This window comes from Achromobacter sp. EG18 (genome assembly GCF_059759395.1).
This window is the reverse complement of the sequence record NZ_CM186213.1, coordinates 2308536-2328488: the sequence shown is the minus strand read 5'-3', so window position 1 is coordinate 2328488 and position 19953 is coordinate 2308536. Positions and strand designations below refer to the sequence as shown.

At 69.8% G+C, this 19953-nt stretch carries 8 protein-coding genes; 2 read left to right on the top strand and 6 right to left on the bottom strand.

The genetic code is table 11. The annotated features are described in order from the left end of the window. Nucleotides 1-2: 2 nt before the first annotated feature. Nucleotides 3-662 carry a 4'-phosphopantetheinyl transferase family protein gene (locus tag AC6CR5_RS10560; protein ID WP_498085605.1) on the bottom strand — a complete coding sequence of 220 codons (660 nt, stop codon included), beginning with the start codon at nt 660-662 and terminating at the stop codon, nt 3-5. Between the two features lie 237 nt (nt 663-899). Here AC6CR5_RS10560 and AC6CR5_RS10555 point away from each other — a divergent pair, with 237 nt between their 5' ends. Continuing rightward, complete coding sequence (locus AC6CR5_RS10555; protein ID WP_006386116.1) at nt 900-1460, top strand: LuxR family transcriptional regulator; 561 nt, start codon at nt 900-902, stop codon at nt 1458-1460. Nucleotides 1461-1480: 20 nt separating this feature from the next. Here the strand turns inward: AC6CR5_RS10555 and AC6CR5_RS10550 are convergent, their stop codons facing one another. Genes AC6CR5_RS10550 through AC6CR5_RS10530 form a run of 5 tightly spaced genes read right to left on the bottom strand, consistent with a single transcriptional unit; the run spans nt 1481 to nt 7286 of the window. Then, a complete protein-coding gene (locus AC6CR5_RS10550) occupies nt 1481-2797 on the bottom strand; it encodes a TRAP transporter large permease (protein ID WP_006386117.1) in 1317 nt (438 codons plus the stop codon). Between the two features lie 22 nt (nt 2798-2819). Continuing rightward, entirely contained in the window at nt 2820-3350 is a 531-nt protein-coding gene (locus AC6CR5_RS10545) for a TRAP transporter small permease subunit (protein ID WP_006386118.1), read from the bottom strand. A 55-nt stretch (nt 3351-3405) separates the two neighbouring features. After that, nucleotides 3406-4500 (bottom strand): TRAP transporter substrate-binding protein, encoded by a 1095-nt coding sequence (locus AC6CR5_RS10540; RefSeq protein WP_047991664.1) that lies wholly within the window; start codon nt 4498-4500, stop codon nt 3406-3408. Nucleotides 4501-4540: 40 nt separating this feature from the next. After that, nucleotides 4541-6100 carry a class I adenylate-forming enzyme family protein gene (locus AC6CR5_RS10535; RefSeq protein WP_498085604.1) on the bottom strand — a complete coding sequence of 520 codons (1560 nt, stop codon included), beginning with the start codon at nt 6098-6100 and terminating at the stop codon, nt 4541-4543. Nucleotides 6101-6104: 4 nt separating this feature from the next. Beyond that, a complete protein-coding gene (locus tag AC6CR5_RS10530) occupies nt 6105-7286 on the bottom strand; it encodes an acetyl-CoA acetyltransferase (protein ID WP_053499135.1) in 1182 nt (393 codons plus the stop codon). 571 nt (nt 7287-7857) lie between these two features. Between AC6CR5_RS10530 and AC6CR5_RS10525 the strand changes: the two genes are divergently transcribed. Further along, nucleotides 7858-19896: an amino acid adenylation domain-containing protein gene (locus tag AC6CR5_RS10525; RefSeq protein WP_498085603.1), complete on the top strand. Its 12039-nt coding sequence runs from the start codon at nt 7858-7860 to the stop codon at nt 19894-19896. Nucleotides 19897-19953 lie beyond the last annotated feature (57 nt).

Below are 19953 nucleotides of genomic sequence, written 5' to 3'. Positions count from 1 at the left end.
CTTCAATGGCCAATTTCCAAGGCAGTATAGACGTGGCCTTGTGCACTGCGATAGCCGCATTCAAACAGGCGACCCGGCCCGAATTCCGGCGTCGCGGCGCGCAGCAGGCGCAGTTCCAGGCACTGCCGCGCCGGATCGATCCGGGTGACGGAGACGTCGGCGAAATCGAACGCCACCTGGGTGAGCGGCTGCATGCATTTGTAGAACGCCTCCTTGGCCGAGAACAGCAGCGTGGCGAACTCGGCGCGGGTCAGCGCGCCGGCATCGAACGCGCGTTCCTCGGGCCGCATGCAGAGCGATTCGATCGCCTCCACGGCGGAGGGATCGGCAATCGCTTCGATGTCGATGCCTACCGCGCGCACGTCGCTGTGACGCGCCACCGCCACGCCCACCAGCCGTCGACTGTGGCTGATGGAGCCGACGTAGCCCGCGGGCCAGATGGGTGAGCGGTCCGCGGCCACGCCGACGTCGGTGGCGGGCGCGCGCAGCGCCGCCAGCAGCGCCGCCGCCAGTCGTCGGCCGGCCTGGAACTCCGCCTGGCGGCGCTGTGTCGGCGGCAGGCCGCCGGCAGCGCTGGCGCCGGGCGTGATCCATTCCAGCCGCTGCGCCAGGCGGGCGCTCAGCGGCAGCGAGGGCAGGGCCTCGGTCGAGTGGCCGGTCATGGCCGGTCGCCGCGGACAAGCGGCGCGAAAAAAGAGGTGGCGCGCAGGTGCATGAAAAGGAATGAAACGGGGTGGAAAAAACCGCCTGAAACCGCTGGAAAAAGCCCATTCCAGGTGCCGGAAGCTTCTTATACACTGGCGCCTCGAAGCCCGCACGGACAAGATGCGGGCCGCCAGAAAAGCGCCGCGGATTCCGCTGCGCAACGGCAAGACCGGCACGCTATCCGGGGAGACAATATGAGTGACTTTCACCTGACATTGCTCGCCTTCAAGGAATCTCCCGCGCCGCAGGTCATCTGCAGCGCGCGCAAGATCTCGGAATGCAATCACTCCTTCGCAAATCTGTTCGGCTACACGCGCAGGGAACTGGTGGGCAAATCGATACTCCAGCTTTACCCCTCGCTTTCCGATTTTCACCAGATCGGCCAGCGCTGCCTCAAACACCTGGAAAGCAATTGCTACTACGAAGACGAGCGCTTCATGCAGCACCGCAGCCGCGAGGTGTTCTGGGCGCGCGCGCGCGGCATCACCCTGACTCCGGAAGACCCTTTCGACCTGATGATCTGGAGCTTCGAGCGCATCGCCGAAAACTGCCTGCGCACGGCCAACCTGACGCGGCGCGAACGCGAGATATCCGCTTACGTCGCCAACGGCCTGAGCTGTAAGGAGATCGCCATGCGGCTGGACATCTCCTATCGCACGGTGGAGGTGCATCGCGCCCGCATCATGCGCAAGCTGGACGCGAAGAACACCGCCGAACTGGTGTCCAAGATCATCCTGGTCGACAACATGGCCTGAGCGGGGCCGCGCGTCCCGCTTCATTTTCCGAGCATCATCTCAGGCAGGATCGTGACGATGACAGGGAAAAAGAACAGGATCAGCGTGGTCACCACCTCCATGATGACGAACCACCAGGCGCCGTGGAAGATCCGCGTCAACGGCGTCTGGCGGTCTATGCCCGCGATGACGAACACATTCAGCCCGACCGGAGGCGTGATCAGGCCGATCTCGCACATCTTCACGGCCAGGATGCCGAACCAGATCGGGTCAAAGCCCAGCGACACCACCGTGGGGAACATGATCGGCAGCGTGATCACCAGCATCGAGAAGGCATCCAGGAACATGCCCAGCGGGAAGTAGGCCAGCAGCATCAGCCCCACCACCAGCAGTGGCGGGATGTCCGAGGACACGATCACCTCGGCGATCTGCTGCGGGATCTGCACCAGGCTCAGGAACAGGCTGAAAAGGCCCGCGCCCAGCATGGTGAACAGGATCATCACGGTGGTGGTGACGGCGTTGCGCAGGCTTTCGACCAGCTTGCCGCCCAGTTCGCCGCGCGCCTGCCGGGCGCACAGCAGCATCACGAACGCGGCGAACGCGCCGACCGCGGCGGCCTCGGTCGCCGTCACGAAACCCAGGTAGATGCCGCCCAGCACGATCAGGAACAGCACCAGCACCTGCCAGCCGTTGCGGATCGACAGCACGCGTTCGCGCCACGGGCTCTTGGGCAGCACCGTCGCGGCCATCTGCGGCGAAGCGCTGATGACGCGGATGCCCAGGATGAACACTAGCGTCGACAGCAGTCCGGGCAGCACCCCGGCCACCAGCATCTTGCCGGCCGAGACCTCGGTCAGGGCGGCATAGAAGATCAGCAGCACGCTGGGCGGGATCAGCACGCCCAGTACACCGCCGGCCGCCACCGCGCCCGCCGACAGGCGCGCGTCGTAGCCGGCGCGCTTCATCTCGGGGATGGCGACCGCGCCCACGGTGGCAGCCGTGGCCACGCTGGAGCCCGACGTGGCGGCGAAGCCGGCGCAGGTCAGCACGCTGGCGATGGCCAGTCCGCCGGGCATGTGGCCGACCCACTTGCGCGCCATGTCAAACAGCCTGCGGCCCACGCCCGCGTGATGGGCGAAGGCGCCCATCAGGATGAAGAGCGGGATCACGGTCAGCAGGTACGAGGCCGACTGCGCATAGGAATACGACTTGAGACGGTTCAGCACGAAAGCGCTGTCCTCGACCAGGACCAGGCCGGTGATGCCGGCCAGCGCCAGCGCGGCGAAGACCGGCGCGCCCAGCAGCAGGAATACGAAGATCAGGCCGGTGGCGACCAGCGTTATGGTGACGTCATCCATGGAGGGAATTCCCGCGAGAGGGTCAATGCGAGGCCAGCGCCGGGGTGGCGCGGGCAGCGGGTTCGGCGCGGCACAGGCTGCAGCCAGCCTGGGCCAGCATCTGCAGCGCGCCGAACCACAGGCCGAGGGCGACGATGGCCTTGGTCCACCAGATCGGCACTTCCACGTAGCCCCAGCGGAACTCGCGGATCTCGATCGATTCCAGCGCCTCGCCGGTGGCGGGATAGGCCAGCATCGCCAGCACCGCGGCGGCGGCCAGCCATGCCAGCGCGTCCATCCATTGCGCCACGCGCGGCGGCACCTTCTTGTGCAGCAGCGTGACGCGGATGTGGGCGTCGTCCATCTGGGTCCAGCCCAGGCCGAAGAAGACGATCACGACCAGGCTCAGTTCGGACATCTCGAACAGGCCGGGAATGGAATGGCCGTAGATGGCCCGCACGATGGCGTCGAGCGTGATGCCGAACATCAGGAACAGCAGGAACAGCGTGGCGATGGCGCCGAACACGTTGGAGACGGCGCGCAGCGCCACGCCCAGTCGGGAGGAATAGTCCATGGGTCTCTGCCTGTGGCGGCCCGGCGCGCGCCGGGCCGCGGGGAAGGAAACGGCGTCAGGCCTCGGCGGCCAGTTCGTCGAAGCGTTTCAAGCTGCCCTGCGCGTCGTACTTGGCGATGGCCTGGTTGACCAGGGCCTGCATCGCCAGGCCGTCCAGGCCGGAGGGCTTGGCCACCCGCTCGACCCAGCCCTCGGTCTGCGCCGGCTGCACCAGGGTGCGCGCCCGGTCCTTCTCGGCCTGCGACAGCGACGAGAACTTGGCGCCCTCGGCCTTGGCGGTCTTGACGTACTGGCGCGCGGCCGCCTCGTAGATGCGCGCGTATTCGCCGCCGTAGATTTCGCTGACGATCTGGTCGCTGACCTGCTTGACCGGATCGGGGAAGTTGTTCCACACGCGGGCGTTGATGATGGTCGCGGCCGGGCCGTGCGGGCCGTCGCCGATATCGGTGAAGTAGGGCGCGATCTCGTGCAGCTTGTAGGCCACGGCGGTGATGAAGTCAAAGCCGTAGACGCCGTCCAGCACGCCGCGCTCCAGCGCGGTGTAGACCTCGGGCGCGGCCATCGGCACGGCGGTGCCGCCCAGGCGCTCGATGACCTCGTTGGCGGCGCCGTAGCCGCGGATGCGCTTGCCGCGGATGTCCTCGATCGAGTTGATCGGCTGGCGCGTCACCAGCGGCGCGTAGTACCAGTTGGTCCAGTACAGCACCTTGCTGTTGTAGCGTCGCTCCCATTCGTCGCGCAGCGGCTGGTACTCGGCGTAGACGTCGCGGCACAGCCATTGCAGCGCGTCCGAGCGGTGCATGCGGTAGTACCAGTCCAGCCCGCGCGTGACCGGCAGCTGGGCCTGGTAGTAGCCCGGCGAGATAAGCGACATTTCCGAGGTGCCGTCACGCACGGCGGACAGGTGCTCGCCGACCTTGTTGAGCGACTGCGCCCAGTAGCGTCGCACCTTGACCGCGCCGTTGCTGCGGGTCTCCAGCTGCTTCAGGTACCACTCGTCCAGCCGCGAGGGGCCCGACGTCTCGCTGATGTAGCTGTCGAACTTCAGGGTGACCGGCTTGGCCGCGGCGGCCGCGCGGCCGGTCCAGATGGCCGGGGCCGATGCGCTGGCCAGCAGGCTGGCGGCCTTGATGAAATCGCGTCTTCTCATGCTCTCCTCCTTGGGGGATTCCGGCTTCTGATGCGCCGGTTCATCGGCCTGGGCTGGCATCTCCCTGACCGCCTGGTTCCGCGCTGCGCAAGGCTTCGCGCAATGCGGTCTTGAGAATCTTGCCGTAGCTGTTCTTGGGCAGCTCTTCATGGAATACGTAGCGCTTGGGCTTCTTGAACGAGGCGATTTCGCCGCGGCACCAGGCGTCCAGTTCCTCGGGCGCCAGGGTCGCGCCGGGGCGCGACACCACGAAGGCCACCACCTCTTCGCCCCATTGCGCGCTGGGCGCGCCGACCACCGCCACCTCGCGCACGCCGGGATGCCGCGCCAGCGTTTCCTCGACTTCGCGCGGATAGATGTTGGAGCCGCCGGAGATGATCACGTCCTTGCTGCGGTCGGTCAGCGTCAGGAAACCCGAATGGTCGAGCCGGCCAATGTCGCCCGTGCGTAGCCAGCCGTCCACCAGCGTTTCAGCGGTGGCGGGATCGTTGCGCCAGTAGCCCTGCATCACGGCGTTGCCGCGCACCAGCACCTCGCCCTCGGTGCAGGACGGCACGGCCCGCAGCGCGGCGTCGACCACGCGCAGCTCCATGCAGCTCTGCGCGGTGCCGACCGAAGCCAGCCGCGCGGCGCGCTCGGGGTGGGCGGCATCGGCGATCACCTCGCGCGACAGCGCGGTGATGGTCATCGGGCTTTCGCCCTGGCCGTAGATCTGCACGAAGCGCTGGCCCAGCACCGCCAGGGCTTCTTCCAGGTCGGCCAGGTACATCGGCGCGCCGCCGTAGATGATGGTCTTGATGCCGCGGCCGTCGCGGCCGCCGGCGCGCGCCTGCTCCACCAGGCGCTTGATCATGGTGGGCGCGGCGAAGAACGACAGCGGACCGGTCTGCTCGGCCAGCGCCAGGATCTCGGCCGGCTCGAAGCCGCGCGATTCGGGCACGACGTGGCGCGCGGCCTTGCGCACGTAGAGCACGTGGTACAGCCCGGCGCCGTGCGACATGGGCGCGGCGTACAGCATGCCGTCGCCGGGCTCCACGGTTTCCACGTCCACCGCATAGCACAGGCCCATGGCCACCAGATTGCGGTGGCTCAGCATCACGCCCTTGGGCCGGCCGGTGGTGCCGGAGGTATAGAACAGCCAGGCCAGCGCATCCGCGGCCAGCGGCGCCGGCGGCGCCCAGGGGCCGGTCCCGGCACAGGCCCGGGCGTAGTCGGCGCCGTCGATCTCCAGGTGGCGGCAGCCATCCGGCAGGCAGCCCGCCGGCAGATCGTCGAGCCGGTCGGTGAAGATCACGCTGGCGTCGGCGTTAGCGGCGATCCAGCCAACCTCCTTGGGATGCAGCTTGGGGTTGATCGGCACCGCCACCGCGCCCAGCCACCAGGCCGCGTACAGCAGCTCCAGGTATTCGACGCGGTTGCGCGCGAACAGCGCGACGCGATCGCCCGGGGCCAGGCCATGGTCGCGTTGCAGCCAGCCGGCCAACGCCGCGGCGCGGCGGGCGAAGTCACGGTAGTTCGCATGCAGGCGCAGGCCCGTATGCAGGGCCGGCCGGCCTCCGTGCTCCAGCGCGGCCGCCTGCAACCAGTTCGCGATATTCATGCCATTACGCCCGCACCGCCTCGAGCACCGACGCGTAGTTCGCCACGGCCATGCCGCCCATGTTGAAAACCAGCCCGAGCTCGGCGCCGGGGCGCTGCATGTCGCCGGCGCGGCCGGTCAGCTGGCGGTAGGCCAGCGCGTGCATCGACACGCCGGTGGCGCCGACCGGGTGGCCCTTGGCCTTGAGTCCGCCCGACAGGTTGACCGGCAGATCGCCGTCGCGGCGCACCGTGCCCTCGGTGAGCACGCGATGCCCTTCGCCGGGCGCGGCCAGGCCCATGGCCTCGTAGATCAGCAGTTCGGCGATGGTGAAGCAGTCGTGCACCTCGGCGAAATCCAGATCCTGCAGCTGGATGCCGGCATCCGAGTAGGCGCGCTGCATGGCGCGGTGCGGACCCTCGAACGCCAGCAGGTCGCGGCCCTCCAGCGGCAGCATGTCGTTGACCTGGGTGGCGGCGCGAAAGCGCACTTGGCGCGCATAGCGCGGCGCGCGCCGCTCGCAGGTCAGGATGACGGCGGCGGCGCCGTCGCTGATGGGGGAACAGTCGGTCATGCGCAGCGGCGCCGCGATCATGGGATTGCGTTCCGAGATCGTGTTGCAGAAGTCGGCGTCCAGCTCGCGCCGCAGCTGCGCCAGCGGATTGCGCAGCGCATTGGCGTGGTTCTTGGCGGCGATGGCGGCCATGACCGGCAGCGGGTCTTCGTAGCGCTCGGCGTATTTCTCGGCCAGGCGCGCGAACTGCTGCGGAAAGCTCATGGCGCTTTCGCGTGGATCGTTCTTGTAGCCGGCGCAGGCCAGCGCCTCGGTCACCTCGGGCGTGCTGCGCGAGGTCATCTTCTCGACGCCGATCACCAGCACGGTGCCGGCCGCGCCCGACTGGATCGCGCGCAGGCCGGCGTGGATCGCGGCCGAGCCCGAGGCACAGGCGTTCTCGCAGCGCGTGGCGGGCTTGAAGCGCAAGGCCGGATGCGCCTGGTGCACCAGCGAGGCGGGGAAGGCATCGGGCACCAGCCCCGCGTTGAAATGCCCCAGGTAGATCGCGTCGATCTCGGCGGGGTCGATGCCGGCGTCCTCGATCGCCTCGTTGGCCGCCATCACGATGAGTTGCTCAAGATTCAGAGCGTCCAATTTGCCGAACGGCGTATGGCCGCTGCCCACGATCGAAACGCCCGAATGATCGAACATGTCCCTCTCCCCATGCACGGTGATGTGCGGCGGTGGTGTGCTTGTGCGATCAAGTGTAGGACTGCGCCAATACGTATCTCTATACGTGCATCCACGTACGCGAATACGTAGTGGGGGGATGCGCATGTCGACCCGTACGTACCGGACGGGCCGCGCATCGATGCGCGAAATCGCGCCGTCGTGGAGTGGCGATATGACGCTCGAAATACGGCGTAGAGGCGCGGATTCAGGCGCTTGCGAGCATGTTCACATGTGTTCCAAATGGCGTTTGACCGCGCCAGGCGCGAACGGCCGGGACGTGTTTTTTTGCTCGAAGAAATGGGGGTGTACGTACGTGTTTGGAGGCAGTGACGCGTCTGGAATTTTCAAATCATCTGTATAAGAATTCGTCGACGCGAGCATGCGGGCGGCAGGCAACGCATTAGAAAAAAACGTGCTGCCGCCAGGGTCAGAATGTCTTTCATAGGAAGAACAGATCATGACGAGTTTCGTATCGCTTTTGGTTGGAGACGGCAGTGTCCTGGTTCGTTGCGGCGAACTGCTGATGGCAAAGGGACACCGCATACAGGCAGTGATTTCCACCGATTTGACCGTGCGCGCGTGGGCCGCCAAGGCCGGCATCCCGCAGTACGCGCTGGACGACGCGGTCAAGCCGGAATCCCGGCTGTCGGCCGACATCCTCTTCAGTATCGGCAACTACTCGGTGATCCCCGATGCGCTGCTCGAGCGCGTGCGGCGCATGAGCATCAACTACCACTATGGCCCGTTGCCGGAATACTCGGGCCTGCACGTGCCGGCCTGGGCGGTGTACGACCGCGCCATCGACTACGCCATCACCTGGCACCGCATCGGCGAGATCATCGACGGCGGCGGCATTCTCAAGCGCGTCGCGGTGCCGATCGAATCGACCGACACGGCCCTGTCGCTGGGCCTGAAGTGCGACGAGACCGCCATCCAGAGTTTCGGCGCGCTGGTCGACGACTTGGCCGCCGGCCGCGAGCGCGAGACGCCGCAGGACCTGTCGCGGCGCCGCTATTTCTCGCGCCATTCGCAATTTTCGGCCGAAGGCCTGATTGACTGGCACCAGGACGCCGAGCAGATCGCCGCCATGGTGCGCGCCACCGACCACGGCCCCTTCAGCAGCCCGCTGGTATGGCCCAAGGCCTTGATCGATGGCCGTGTGCTGGCCGTGCGCAAGGTCAGCGTCGAGGCGCGCGCCGCGGGCGCGGCGCCGGGCGATGTGGTGGCGGTGGATGCCTTCGGCGCCAGCATCGCCACCGGCAATCGCGTGCTGCGCCTGGAAGCGCTGTGCACGCTCGAGGGCGAGGACGTCGCCATCGCCGACCTGGCCAGCGCCGGCAGCCTGCGGGCGGGCGCGCGCCTGGCCTCGGCCAGCGAGCAGGTGCGCGCCCAGGTCACGGCCGCCGGCACCGCCGCGTCGGGTTCCGCCGCCTTCTGGCGCGGCCAGTGGGCCGCCTGGCAACCGTACCGCCTGCCGTATGCGCGGCCGACCGCCCCCGAGACCAACACGGCGCCTATCGTGGGCAAGCTGCCCGCCGCGCCGCAGGGCGCCGGGCGCGAGCAGGCCTTCATCGAGCAGGCCGCGGGCAGCCTGTGCACCTTCCTGGCGCGCGCCTCGGGCGCGGCCGACGTCCACCTGGCGGTGGCGCTGCCGCGCACAGATGTGGACCCGGAGTGCCGCGATGTGTTCTGCGCCTGGGCGCCGGTCCTGGCGCACATGGACCCGGCGGCGCCGGTGTCGCGCAACCTGGACGCCGTGGCCGGGGCCTTGGGCCAGGCGCGCGAGCATGGCCTGATCCGGCGCGACCTGATCGGCCGCGACGCGGCGCTGGCCGCCCGCCATGCGCGCGGTGAACTGACGCCGGACGTGCTCGTGTCCAGCCAGGTGCCCGCGGCCTACGCGGTGGACGAGGACCGTCCGGCGCTGGAGTTCGTGCTGCTGGCCGGCAGTGAAGCCTTCGAACTGCATTTCAATCCGCGCAAGATCACGCGCCGCGCCGCGGCGCAGCTGGCCGCGCAGGTGGCGGACTGGTGCCGCCGCCTGCCGGCGTCGACCGACCGCAAGCTGGGCGAGGTCGAGGCCCTGTCGGCCAGCGAACGGCAATCGCTGGTGGAGCAGTTCAACGCCACCGGCGATGCCGCCACGCTCGGCGCGGTGGTGCACGAACTGTTCGAGCACGCCGCCGCCCAGCACGAGGGCAGGGTGGCGCTGCGCTGCGCCGACCAGTCCATGTCGTATGGCGAACTGAACGCCGCCGCCAACCGCGTGGCCGGCGTGCTGCGCGGCAAGGGCATTGGCCGCGGCCAGTTGGTGGGCGTATGCCTGGACCGTTCCATCGACATGGTCGTGGCGCTGCTGGCCGTGCTCAAGACCGGCGCCGCCTACGTGCCGGTCGACATGGCGTTCCCGGCCGAGCGCATCCGCCAGATGCTGGAAGCGGCCCAGCCGGCGCTGCTGATCGCGCCGCCGGCGGCGCGCGACGCCAGCCTGAGCGCCTGGGCCGAGCGCTGCCTGGATCTGGGCGCCGCCCTGGCCCAGGCCGGGGACGACAGCGCCAATGCGCCGCCCTCGGCGCAGGCTGACGACCTGGCCTACGTCATCTTCACCTCGGGGTCCACCGGCAAGCCCAAGGGCGTGGAAGTCACCCACGGCGCGCTGGGTAACTTCCTGCTGTCGATGCGCGCCGCGCCCGGCTGCGACGCCGGCGACAGCCTGCTCGCGGTGACCACGATTTCCTTCGACATCGCGGCGCTGGAGCTGTTCCTGCCGCTGATCAGCGGCGCCAGCGTGGTGATCGCGCGCCAGCAGGAAAGCCTGGACGGCCAGACGCTGCTGGACCTGATGCGCCGCCATGCCGTCACCATGATGCAGGCCACGCCCACCACCTGGCAGCTGTTGCTGCAATCGGGCTGGCCGCGCGCCGTGGCGCTCAAGCGCCTGCTGTGCGGCGGCGAAGCGCTGCCGCGCGCGCTGGCCGACGAGCTGCTGGCGCGCGCCGAGTCGGTGTGGAACATGTATGGCCCGACCGAGACCACCGTGTGGTCCAGCGTCTGGCAGGTGCGCCCGGGCGAGGACATCGTCATCGGCCAGCCCATCGCCAACACCCAGCTGTACGTGCTGGACGCCAACCTGGCGCCGGTGCCGGCCGGCTTTCCCGGCGAGCTGTGCATCGGCGGCGCCGGCGTGGCGCGCGGCTATCACAAGGACCCGGCGCAGACGGCGGCGCAGTTCGGCGCCAACCCGTTCGCGCCCGGCGCCCTGTACCGCACCGGCGACCTGGCCTGCTTCAAGGAGCCGGGCAAGCTGGTGGTGCTGGGCCGCAACGACGGCCAGATCAAGCTGCGGGGCTTCCGCATCGAACTGGGCGAGGTCGAGGCCGCCGTGGCCAGCCACGAAGACATCGGCCGCGCCGTGGTGGTGGGCCGCAACGACCAGCTGGTCGCCTACTGCCTGCGCAACAGCGCGCCGGCCAGCGCGGCGCAGGACCGCCGCGCCGAGACCACCGCCGTGACCGAATGGCGCGATGTCTGGGACCGGGCCTACGAGCCCGGCGCGGCCGATCCCACCTTCAACACCGCCGGCTGGCACAACAGCTACGACGGCCTGCCGTTCGCCGCCGACGAAATGCGCGACTGGCAGCAACGCACCGTCGACCGCATCCTGGCCACCGGCCCCGAGCGCGTCTTCGAGATCGGTTCGGGCACCGGCCTGGTGCTGTTCGGCGTCGCGCCCAAGGTCGCCCAGTACCGCGCCATCGACGCCTCCAGCCAGGCGGTGGAACAGATCAACCGCCACCTGGGCGGCCTGCCGCAGGCCTCGTGCGAACACCGCCTGGCCAACGATTTGCCGGAGGTGGAGCCGGGCAGCTTCGACACCGTGGTCATCAACTCGGTGGCGCAGTACTTCCCCAGCGCCGGCTATCTGCTGTCGGTGCTGGACTGGGCCACCCAGGCCGTGACCGAGGGCCGCATCTTCGTAGGCGACGTGCGCGACCTGGCGCTGCTCGAGGCATTCCATGCCGACGTGGCCAACTTCCAGGGCCTGTGCAGCCTGTCTCCCGACGAGCTGCGGCGGCGCGCGCAGCGCGGCCTGCGCGCGGAACGCGAGCTGGTGCTGGCGCCCGAGTTCTTCGCCAACCTGCCGGCGCTGTACCCGCAGATCTCGCGCGTTGAAATCCTGCTGCGCGACGGCGCCTACGTCAACGAGATGTCGCGCTTTCGCTTCGACGTGATCCTGCACGTCGGCGCGCCGGCTTCCGGCCGCGCCAGGCCGCGTGCCACGACGGCGCTCGATTGGGGCCGCGACGGACTCGATCTGCCGGAGCTGGCACGGCGCCTGGGCAAGGGCGGCAAGCCGCTGGCCATCGCCAATATTCCCAACGGCCGCCTGGCCGACGTGCACCAACGCGTGGGCCACGTGCTAGAGGCGCAGGCCACTACCGGCCCGGGCCAGTGGGTCGACCCGCGCGACCTGGCGCAGGCGGCCGAGGCGGCCGACTATCGCATGGCCATGCTGCCGAGCCGCGCGCGCGACATCTGGGCGTTCGACGCGGTGTTCTGGCAGGCCGGCGAACAGCCCGACCTGGGCTGGCAGGCGCCCCAGGCGCTCGACCGCGATGCGCTGGCGCAATGGGCCAACCAGCCCGCGGCCGGCGCGCCGCCGCGCCCCGCGCTGCAACGCGTGCTGCGGCCCTGGCTGGAAGCGCGCCTGCCGGGCTACATGATTCCGGACTTCTTCGTCGAACTGGACGAGTTCCCGCTGACGCCGAACGGCAAGATCGACCGCAAGGCGCTGCCCGAACCCACCGAGGTGATGCTGGAGCCGGCGGTGCAGCCCACCAATGAGCTGGAACAGCAGTTGCAGGCGGTCTGGGCCGAAGTGCTGGGCCATGACCGCATCGGCATCCACGACAGCTTCTTCAAGATCGGCGGCAATTCGCTGCGGGTGGTGCGGGTGCAGGCCGAGCTGCAGAAGCTGCTGGGCCGCAACGTGTCGACCTCGACGCTGTACGAACATTTCACCATCAAGGACCTGGCCGCGCATCTGGCCGGCAACAAGAAGGCCGCGCTCAACACGCCCAAGCGCCGCAATGCCCTGGCCGACGAACCCATCGCCATCGTCTCGATGGCCTGCCGCCTGCCGGGCAACGTCAACAGCCCCGAAGACCTGTGGAACCTGCTCGAGCGCGGCGGCGACGGCATCGTCGAAGTGCCCAGGGAACGCTGGGACGCGGCCGCCATCTACGACGCCGACCCGGACGCGCGCGGCAAGTCGTACTGCATGCGCGGCGGCTTCGTGACGCCGATCGACCTGTTCGACGCGCCATTCTTCGGCATCTCGCCGCGCGAGGCGCGGGCGCTCGACCCCGCCCAACGCATGATGCTCGAAGTCACCTCCGAGGCGATCGAGCTGGCCGGCTATTCGATGGACCAGTTGCGCGGCAGCCAGACCGGCGTGTTCGTCGGCATCGGCAAGGGCTACCACGAGTACGGCCTGGCGCTGGCCGGCGGCCTGGCCGACCTGGACGGCTACGTCGGCACCGGCTCGGCCGGCAGCACCATGTCCGGCCGGGTCTCGTATGTGCTGGGCCTGGAAGGGCCGAGCATGACGGTGGACACCGCCTGCTCTTCGTCGCTGGTCACCACCCACCTGGCCTGCAATGCCTTGCGCCAGGGCGAATGCGACCTGGCGGTGGCGGCCGGCGTGACGCTGATGCTGTCGCCCGACCTGCACGTGGAATTCAGCCGCCTGCGCGGCATGTCGCCGGACGGCCGCTGCAAGTCGTTCTCGTCCAGCACCGACGGCACCGGCTGGAGCGAAGGCGCCGCCGTGGTGGTGCTCAAGCGCCTGTCGGACGCGCAGCGCGACGGCGATCCGATCCTGGCCGTCCTGCGCGGCACCGCGGTCAACCACGCCGGCCATAGCGCCAGCCTGACCACGCCCAGCGGCCCGGCGCAGCAGCGCGTGATCCGCCAGGCACTGGCCATGTCCGGATTGCAGCCTTCCGACATCGATTACCTGGAAGCGCATGGCACCGGCACCAAGCTCGGCGACCCGATCGAGGGCAATGGCCTGGCGGCGGTGTTCGGCGGCAGCCATACGCCCGAGCGGCCGTTGTGGGTCGGCTCGGTCAAGTCCAACCTGGGCCATACCCAGGCGGCCGCCGGCCTGGCGGGCGTCATGAAGGCGGTGCTGGCCATGCATCATGACAAGCTGCCCATCACGCTGCACGTGGTCGAGCCGACCCCGGCGGTGGACTGGGCCGCGGCGCAGATGGCGCTGGTGCAGCAGGAGCAGCCGTGGCCGGCGGGCGAACGCCCGCGCCGCGCCGGCGTCAGCTCGTTCGGCATCGGCGGCACCAATGCCCATGTCATCGTGGAAGAGCCGCCCAAGGCCGCCGCGCCGGCCCGCGCCTCCAAGCCTGCGGCCACGCCCGAGTCGCTGCCGTTCGTGCTGTCGGCCTTCACCGTGCCCGCGCTGCGGGCGCAGGCCGACAAGCTGCACCTGCACATGGGCATGAACATCCAGGACCGCTTCCTGGACGTGGCCTATTCGCTGGCCACCACCCGCACGCACTTCCGCAAGCGCCTGGTGGTGTTCGCCAAGGGCAAGTCCGACCTGCTCGACGCGCTGGCTTCGTACGGCCGCACCGGCGAGGTGCCGGCGGGCGCGGTCAGCATGGTCGATGACCGCGACCGCGAATGCCGCCTGGCCCTGCTGTTCACCGGCCAGGGCAGCCAGCTGCCGCGCATGGGCCACGGCCTGTACCAGTCCAACCCGGTCTTTCGCCAGGCGCTGGACGAGATCGCGCAGCGTTTCACCACGCTGGAAAAGCCGCTGCTGGAGGTGATGTTCGCCGAGGCCGGCAGCGACGAGGCCGCCTTGCTCAACCGCACCGACTTCACCCAGCCGGCCCTGTTCGCGCTGGAAGTGGCGTTGTGGCGGGTCTGGCAAAGCTGGGGCGTGCAGCCCGAGCTGCTGCTGGGCCACAGCATCGGCGAGATCGCCGCGGCCCATGCGGCCGGGGTGTTCGACCTGGACGACGCCTGCCGCCTGGTGGCCGCGCGCGGCCGCCTGATGCAGGCGCTGCCCGCCGGTGGCGGCATGGCCTCACTGGAGGCCAGCGCCGACGAGGTCGAGACGGCGCTGGCCGCGCTCGGCCTGGCCGCCCGTGTCTCGCTGGCCGGCCTGAACGCGCCGCAGCAGACGGTGGTGTCCGGCGACATCGACAGCATCGAAAAGGTGGTGGCGCACTTCAAGCAGCAACAGCGCAAGGCCAAGCGGCTGGAGGTCTCGCACGCGTTCCACTCGCATCTGCTGGAGCCGATGCTGGGCGCCTTCCGCCAGGTGGCGCAGTCGCTCGACTACGCCACGCCGAAGCTGGCCCTGGTCAGCAGCCTGACCGGCGAGCTGGCCAGGCGCGGCGAGATGACCCAGCCGGAATACTGGGTGCAGCAGGCGCGCCAGGCGGTGCGCTTCAATGCCGGCATGCGCACGCTCTACCAGCAGGGCATCAACGCCTTCCTGGAACTGGGTCCGCAGCCGGTGCTGTCCGGCATGGGCGCGGCCTGCCTGGCCGATGACGGCCCGGTGACCTGGGTGGCCTCACTCAACCCGGCCAAGGACGAGACCCAGACCATGCAGAAAGGCCTGGCCGAGCTGCACGTGCTGGGCGCGCCGGTGGACTGGCGCGGCTTCTTCGCCCCGTATGGCGGCGAACGGGTCAAGCTGCCCACCTACGCCTTCCAGCGCGAGCGCTACTGGCTCGAACCCATGCCCACGCGCGCGGTCGGCGCCGGCCTGAACGACGCCAATCACCAGTTGCTGGGCGGCGGCGTGCAGATCGCCGGCACCGACATGACGATGTTCACGACCGTGGTGGCGGCCGACGAGCCGGCCTGGGTGCAGGAGCACCAGGTGATGGACGCGGTGCTGATGCCGGGCACGGCGTTCTTCGAGGCCATGCGCGCCGCAGGGCGGCAGGTCAAGGGCCAGTGGGACCTGGCCGACGTGATCATCCTGGCGCCGATGGTGCTGGCGCCCGGGGTATCGCTGCGCATGCAGATCACCGTGGGCGCGGAATCGGGCGGCGCCCGCACCGTGCACGTCTACAGCGCGCCGGAGTCGGACGAGGACGGCGAATGGCAGCTGCATGCCGAAGGCAAGCTGGTGCTGGCCCAGGCCGCGCGCCAGGATTCGGTCGAGCTGCCGCCGCCGGATGGCGATCCGATCGACGTGACCGCGCTCTACCAGGACCTGCATGAACTGGGCTACGGCTACGGCCCGACGTTCCAGGGCATCAATGCCGCCTGGCACGTCGACGGCGACGTCTGGGCGCGGGTGGCGCTGCCGGAAGCGGCCGCGTCGTCGGCCATCCGCTACGGGCTGCATCCCGCGCTGCTGGACTCGTCGATGCATTCGCTGCTGCTGACCCAGCGCCTGAAAGCGCAGGTGGGTGATGACGTGTTCGTGCCGTTCGAGGCCGAGCGCCTGTCGGTCTGGAAAGACGGCCTGGCCGAAGTGTGGGTCAAGGTGGCGGAGTTCGAGCTGGGCGAGGGCGAGTTCTGGGCCTCGCTGGACCTGTACGACACCAGCGGCGAACACGTGGGCCGGTTGCAGCGCCTGCATGCGCGCCGCATCGACCGCGCGGCGCTGCGGCGCCTGGCGGCGGCCGGGGTCGACCGCTTCCTGTTCCGCACCGAATGGCAGCCGGTCGAGGCGCCCGAGGCCGTGTTCGGCGGCACCTGGGGCCTGCTGGGCGGCGCCGACGCGCCCTGGGCCGATGAGGTCCGTTCGCGCCTCATGCAGGCCGGCGCGCAGGTCGTCGACATCGCCCGATTGAGCGAGGCCGAGGCCTGCGATGGCGTGATCCAGCTGTGGGGCGGTGATGGCCAGGTGGCCGAGTCGTCGCACCGCCAGGCCGCCAGCGCGCTGGTGCAGGTGCAGGAACTGGCGCTGGCCGGCTTCGCCAAGCCCGTCATCTGGCTGACGCGCGGCGCCGTCGGCACCAGCAGCGACGATCCGGTGTCCGACCTGGGCGCCAGCCCGTTGTGGGGCCTGCTGCGCACCGCGCGCAACGAGCATCCGGAACTGGCCCTGCGCATCGTCGACCTGGGCGACACCGCGGCCGACCTGGACACGCTGGCGTCCGCGCTGTCGCTGGCGGACGAGCCCGAGTGCGCGCTGCGCGGCGCCAAGGTGCTGGCGCCGCGCCTGAAGAAGGCGCCCGCCAACGCCGGCCTGGTGTTGCCGGTCGAGGGCAACTGGCGCCTGGAGATCGCCACCAAGGGCCGCCTGGACCAGCCGCTGTCGGTCAAGACTCTGGTGGACGAGCCGCTCGCGGCGGGCGAGATCCGCGCCGCGGTCAAGGCCACCGGCGTGAACTTCCTGGACGTGCTGAACGCGCTGGGCATGGTCGAGATTCCGGCGCTGGGCCTGGAGTTCGCCGGCGTGGTCACGGAAGTCGGCAGCGCCGTCAAGCACCTCAAGCCGGGCGACCCGGTGCTGGGGCTGGCGCGCGGCGCCTTCGGTTCCTCCATCGTGGTGGATGCGCGGCAGGTGGTGGCCAAGCCCGACAATCTCAGCTTCGAGGAAGCGGCCACCATCCCCATGACCTTCCTGACGGCGTGGTACGGCCTGCACGTGCTGGGCAACATGCAGCCGGGCGAGCGCGTGCTGGTGCATGCCGCGGCCGGCGGCGTCGGCATGGCGGCGGTGCAGCTGGCGCTGCTGCATGGCGCCGAGGTCTACGGCACCGCCAGCGAACCGAAGTGGCCGGCGCTGCGCAAGCTGGGGCTGGCCGATGACCACATCGGCACCTCGCGCAGCCTGGACTTCGCGCAGACCTTCGCCGAAACGGCGCTGGGCCGCAGCTTCGACATCGTGCTCAACTCGCTGGCGCGCGAGTTCATCGATGCCAGCTTCGCCATGCTCAAGCCGGGCGGCCGCTTCCTGGAGATGGGCAAGATCGACCTGCGCGACCAGGCCTGGGTCGAGGCCAATCATCCGGGCGTGACCTACCGCGTCTACAACCTGCCCGAGGCCGGCGTCGAGCGCATCCAGGAAATGCTGGGCGCGATCGCCGCGCTGTTCGCCGAAGGCAAGCTCAAGCCGCTGCCGCTGCGCACCTTCCCGCTGGACAGCGCCTCCGACGCGCTGCGCTTCATCGCGCAGGCCCGCCACGTGGGCAAGGTGGTGCTGGTGCCGACGCAGCGCCGCGGCATGGTCGATCCGGACGGCGCGGTGCTTGTCACCGGCGGCCTGGGTGGGTTGGGCCGCTACGTATCCAAGTGGCTGGTGCAGAACCACCAGGTGCGCGACCTGGTGCTGACCTCGCGCAGCGGCATGCGTTCGCCGGATGCCGAGGCCTTCGTCGCCGAATTGGCCGAACTGGGCGCCCGCGCCACCGTGGTGGCGTGCGACGCGGCCGACGCCGACGGCCTGCAACGGGTCATGGGCGAGTTTGGCGAAGACCGGCCGCTGCGCGGCGTGGTGCACGCGGCCGGGGTGCTGGACGACGGCATGCTCGCCGGCCAGACGCCGGAACGCTTCGACACCGTGTTCGCGCCCAAGGTCGACGGCGCCTGGCACCTGCATCGACTGACGCAGGACCTGCCGCTGGACTTCTTCGTGCTGTTCTCGTCGATCTCCGGCGTGACCGGCGCGCCGGGCCAGGGCAACTACGCCGCCGCCAACACCTTCCTGGACGCGCTGGCGCACCATCGCCGCGCCAAGGGCCTGGCGGCGACTTCGGTGGCCTGGGGCGCCTGGGACGGGCAGGGCATGGCCGCGCGCCTGAGCGACGCCGACAAGACGCGCTTCAGCCGCCAGGGCATGGAAGCGCTGGGCCCCACCGAGGCGCTGGACCTGTTCGAGGCCGCCGTGATGAGCGACGCGCCGATGGCCGTGGCCGCCGCGCTCGACCTGGGCCGCCTGCAGCGCACGCTGGAGGACAACAACGGCGGCAGCGCGCCGGCCCTGTACCGCGAGCTGTTCAGCCGCGCGGCGGGCGGGCGCGGCGCGGGCGGTGGCGCGGGGGGCGGCGCCGGCCTGCGCAAGCTGCTGGTGGAGACCGCGGTCGAACAGCGCGAGGCCGCGGTGCTGGAGGCGGTGCGCGCCGAGGTGGCCAAGGCGCTGGAGTTCGCCTCGCCGGAGGACGTGGACGTCAGCCTGCCGCTGCAGGATATCGGCATCGACTCGCTCACCGCCGTGCTGCTGCGCAACCAGCTCTCGGACATGACCGGCCTGGCGCTGCCCGCCAAGATCGCCTTCGACCATCCCAACCTGCGGGCGCTGAGCCAGTTCCTGCTGGAGAAGCTGACCGAGGCGGGGCTGGACAGCCAGGAGGCCCCGGCCGAGGCCGACGCGGCGGCGAAGGAGGCGGCCGGCGGCCGTCGCCTGGACGACCGCGTGGCGCGTCGCGGCTATCTGGAGCCGGAACTGCAGTTCGACAACGTGCTGGCGATGGAGGCCGAGCCCGAAGCGGTGTTCGTCACCGGCTCCACCGGCTTTGTCGGCGCCTTCCTGTTGCACGAGCTGCTGCGCGCCAACATCATCGCCTACTGCCTGGTGCGGGCCGACGACGCCGAGAAGGCCATGGCGCGGCAGGTGGAGATCCTGCAGAAATACGATCTTTGGAAGCCGGAGTACGCCGCGCTGTTGAACCCGGTGGTCGGCGACCTGACCCAGCCGCTGTTCGGCCTGTCCGAGCACGAGTTCGACCAGCTGGCCAACCAGGTGGATGCCATCTGCCATTCGGGCGCGCTGGTCGACTGGATGCTGCCGCTGGACAACTACCTGGCGCCCAACGTGGTGGGCACGCACGAGGTGCTGCGGCTGGCCTCGCGCGGCCGCGGCAAGGCGGTGCACTTTGTCTCGACCGCCGCCACGCTGCCGCGCTACCTGGGCTACGAGGTGTCCAAGGACGAACGCGAGTATGGCTACCTCAGCTCCAAGTACATGGCCGAGCAGATGGTGGCGGCGGCGCGCTGGCGCGGGGCCAAGGCCTCGATCTACCGCCTGCCGTTCGTCGGCGCCAGCGCCAGCAGCGGCCATTTCCGGCTCGATCGCGGCGATTTCCTGCACAACCTGATCTCGGGCTGCATCGCCATGGGCAGTTTCCCGCTGCTGGGTTCGGACATCGGCGGCGTGCTGCCGGTGGACTACCTGGCGGGGGTCATCGCCCAGGTCATGACCCGCGACCAGGACCGCATCGGCCAGGACTACGACTTCGCCAACCCGCAGGCGCCCGGTTTCAACAGCCTGGTGCAGCACATCCGCGGCGCCGGCGCGCAGGTCGGCAGCCTGCCGTTCGAGCAGTGGCGGGAGGAAGCCCTGGCGTATGCGCAGGCCAAGCCCAGGAGCGCCATCGCGCGCATCGCGGCGGTGCTCGACGGCCTGGGCGTGCAGAGCGACCTGGAGCAGATGTTCGACTGCTTCCCGGTGGGCCGGCAGGTGTTCGGCGGCGAGGTCTATCCCTGCCCGCCGGTCGATGCCCGGCACGTCCGGCCGTATGTGGAGCGCATCCTGGCCGCCATGCCGGCCGCCGCGCAAGCGCAGGAGTTGGCGCCGGTATCCCAGCCGGCTTGAGCAAGTTCGACCCGCCGCCGGGGCAGCGCCATGCAGGCGCTGCCCGCCGGGCGGCGT

Excerpts from the sequence above, each read along its gene's own strand:
- AC6CR5_RS10555 (WP_006386116.1), top strand. The coding sequence starts at position 900 with ATGAGTGACTTTCACCTGACATTGCTCGCCTTCAAGGAATCTCCCGCG.
- AC6CR5_RS10540 (WP_047991664.1), bottom strand. The coding sequence starts at position 4,500 with ATGAGAAGACGCGATTTCATCAAGGCCGCCAGCCTGCTGGCCAGCGCA.
- AC6CR5_RS10560 (WP_498085605.1), bottom strand. The coding sequence starts at position 662 with ATGACCGGCCACTCGACCGAGGCCCTGCCCTCGCTGCCGCTGAGCGCC.
- AC6CR5_RS10545 (WP_006386118.1), bottom strand. The coding sequence starts at position 3,350 with ATGGACTATTCCTCCCGACTGGGCGTGGCGCTGCGCGCCGTCTCCAAC.
- AC6CR5_RS10535 (WP_498085604.1), bottom strand. The coding sequence starts at position 6,100 with ATGAATATCGCGAACTGGTTGCAGGCGGCCGCGCTGGAGCACGGAGGC.
- AC6CR5_RS10550 (WP_006386117.1), bottom strand. The coding sequence starts at position 2,797 with ATGGATGACGTCACCATAACGCTGGTCGCCACCGGCCTGATCTTCGTA.
- AC6CR5_RS10530 (WP_053499135.1), bottom strand. The coding sequence starts at position 7,286 with ATGTTCGATCATTCGGGCGTTTCGATCGTGGGCAGCGGCCATACGCCG.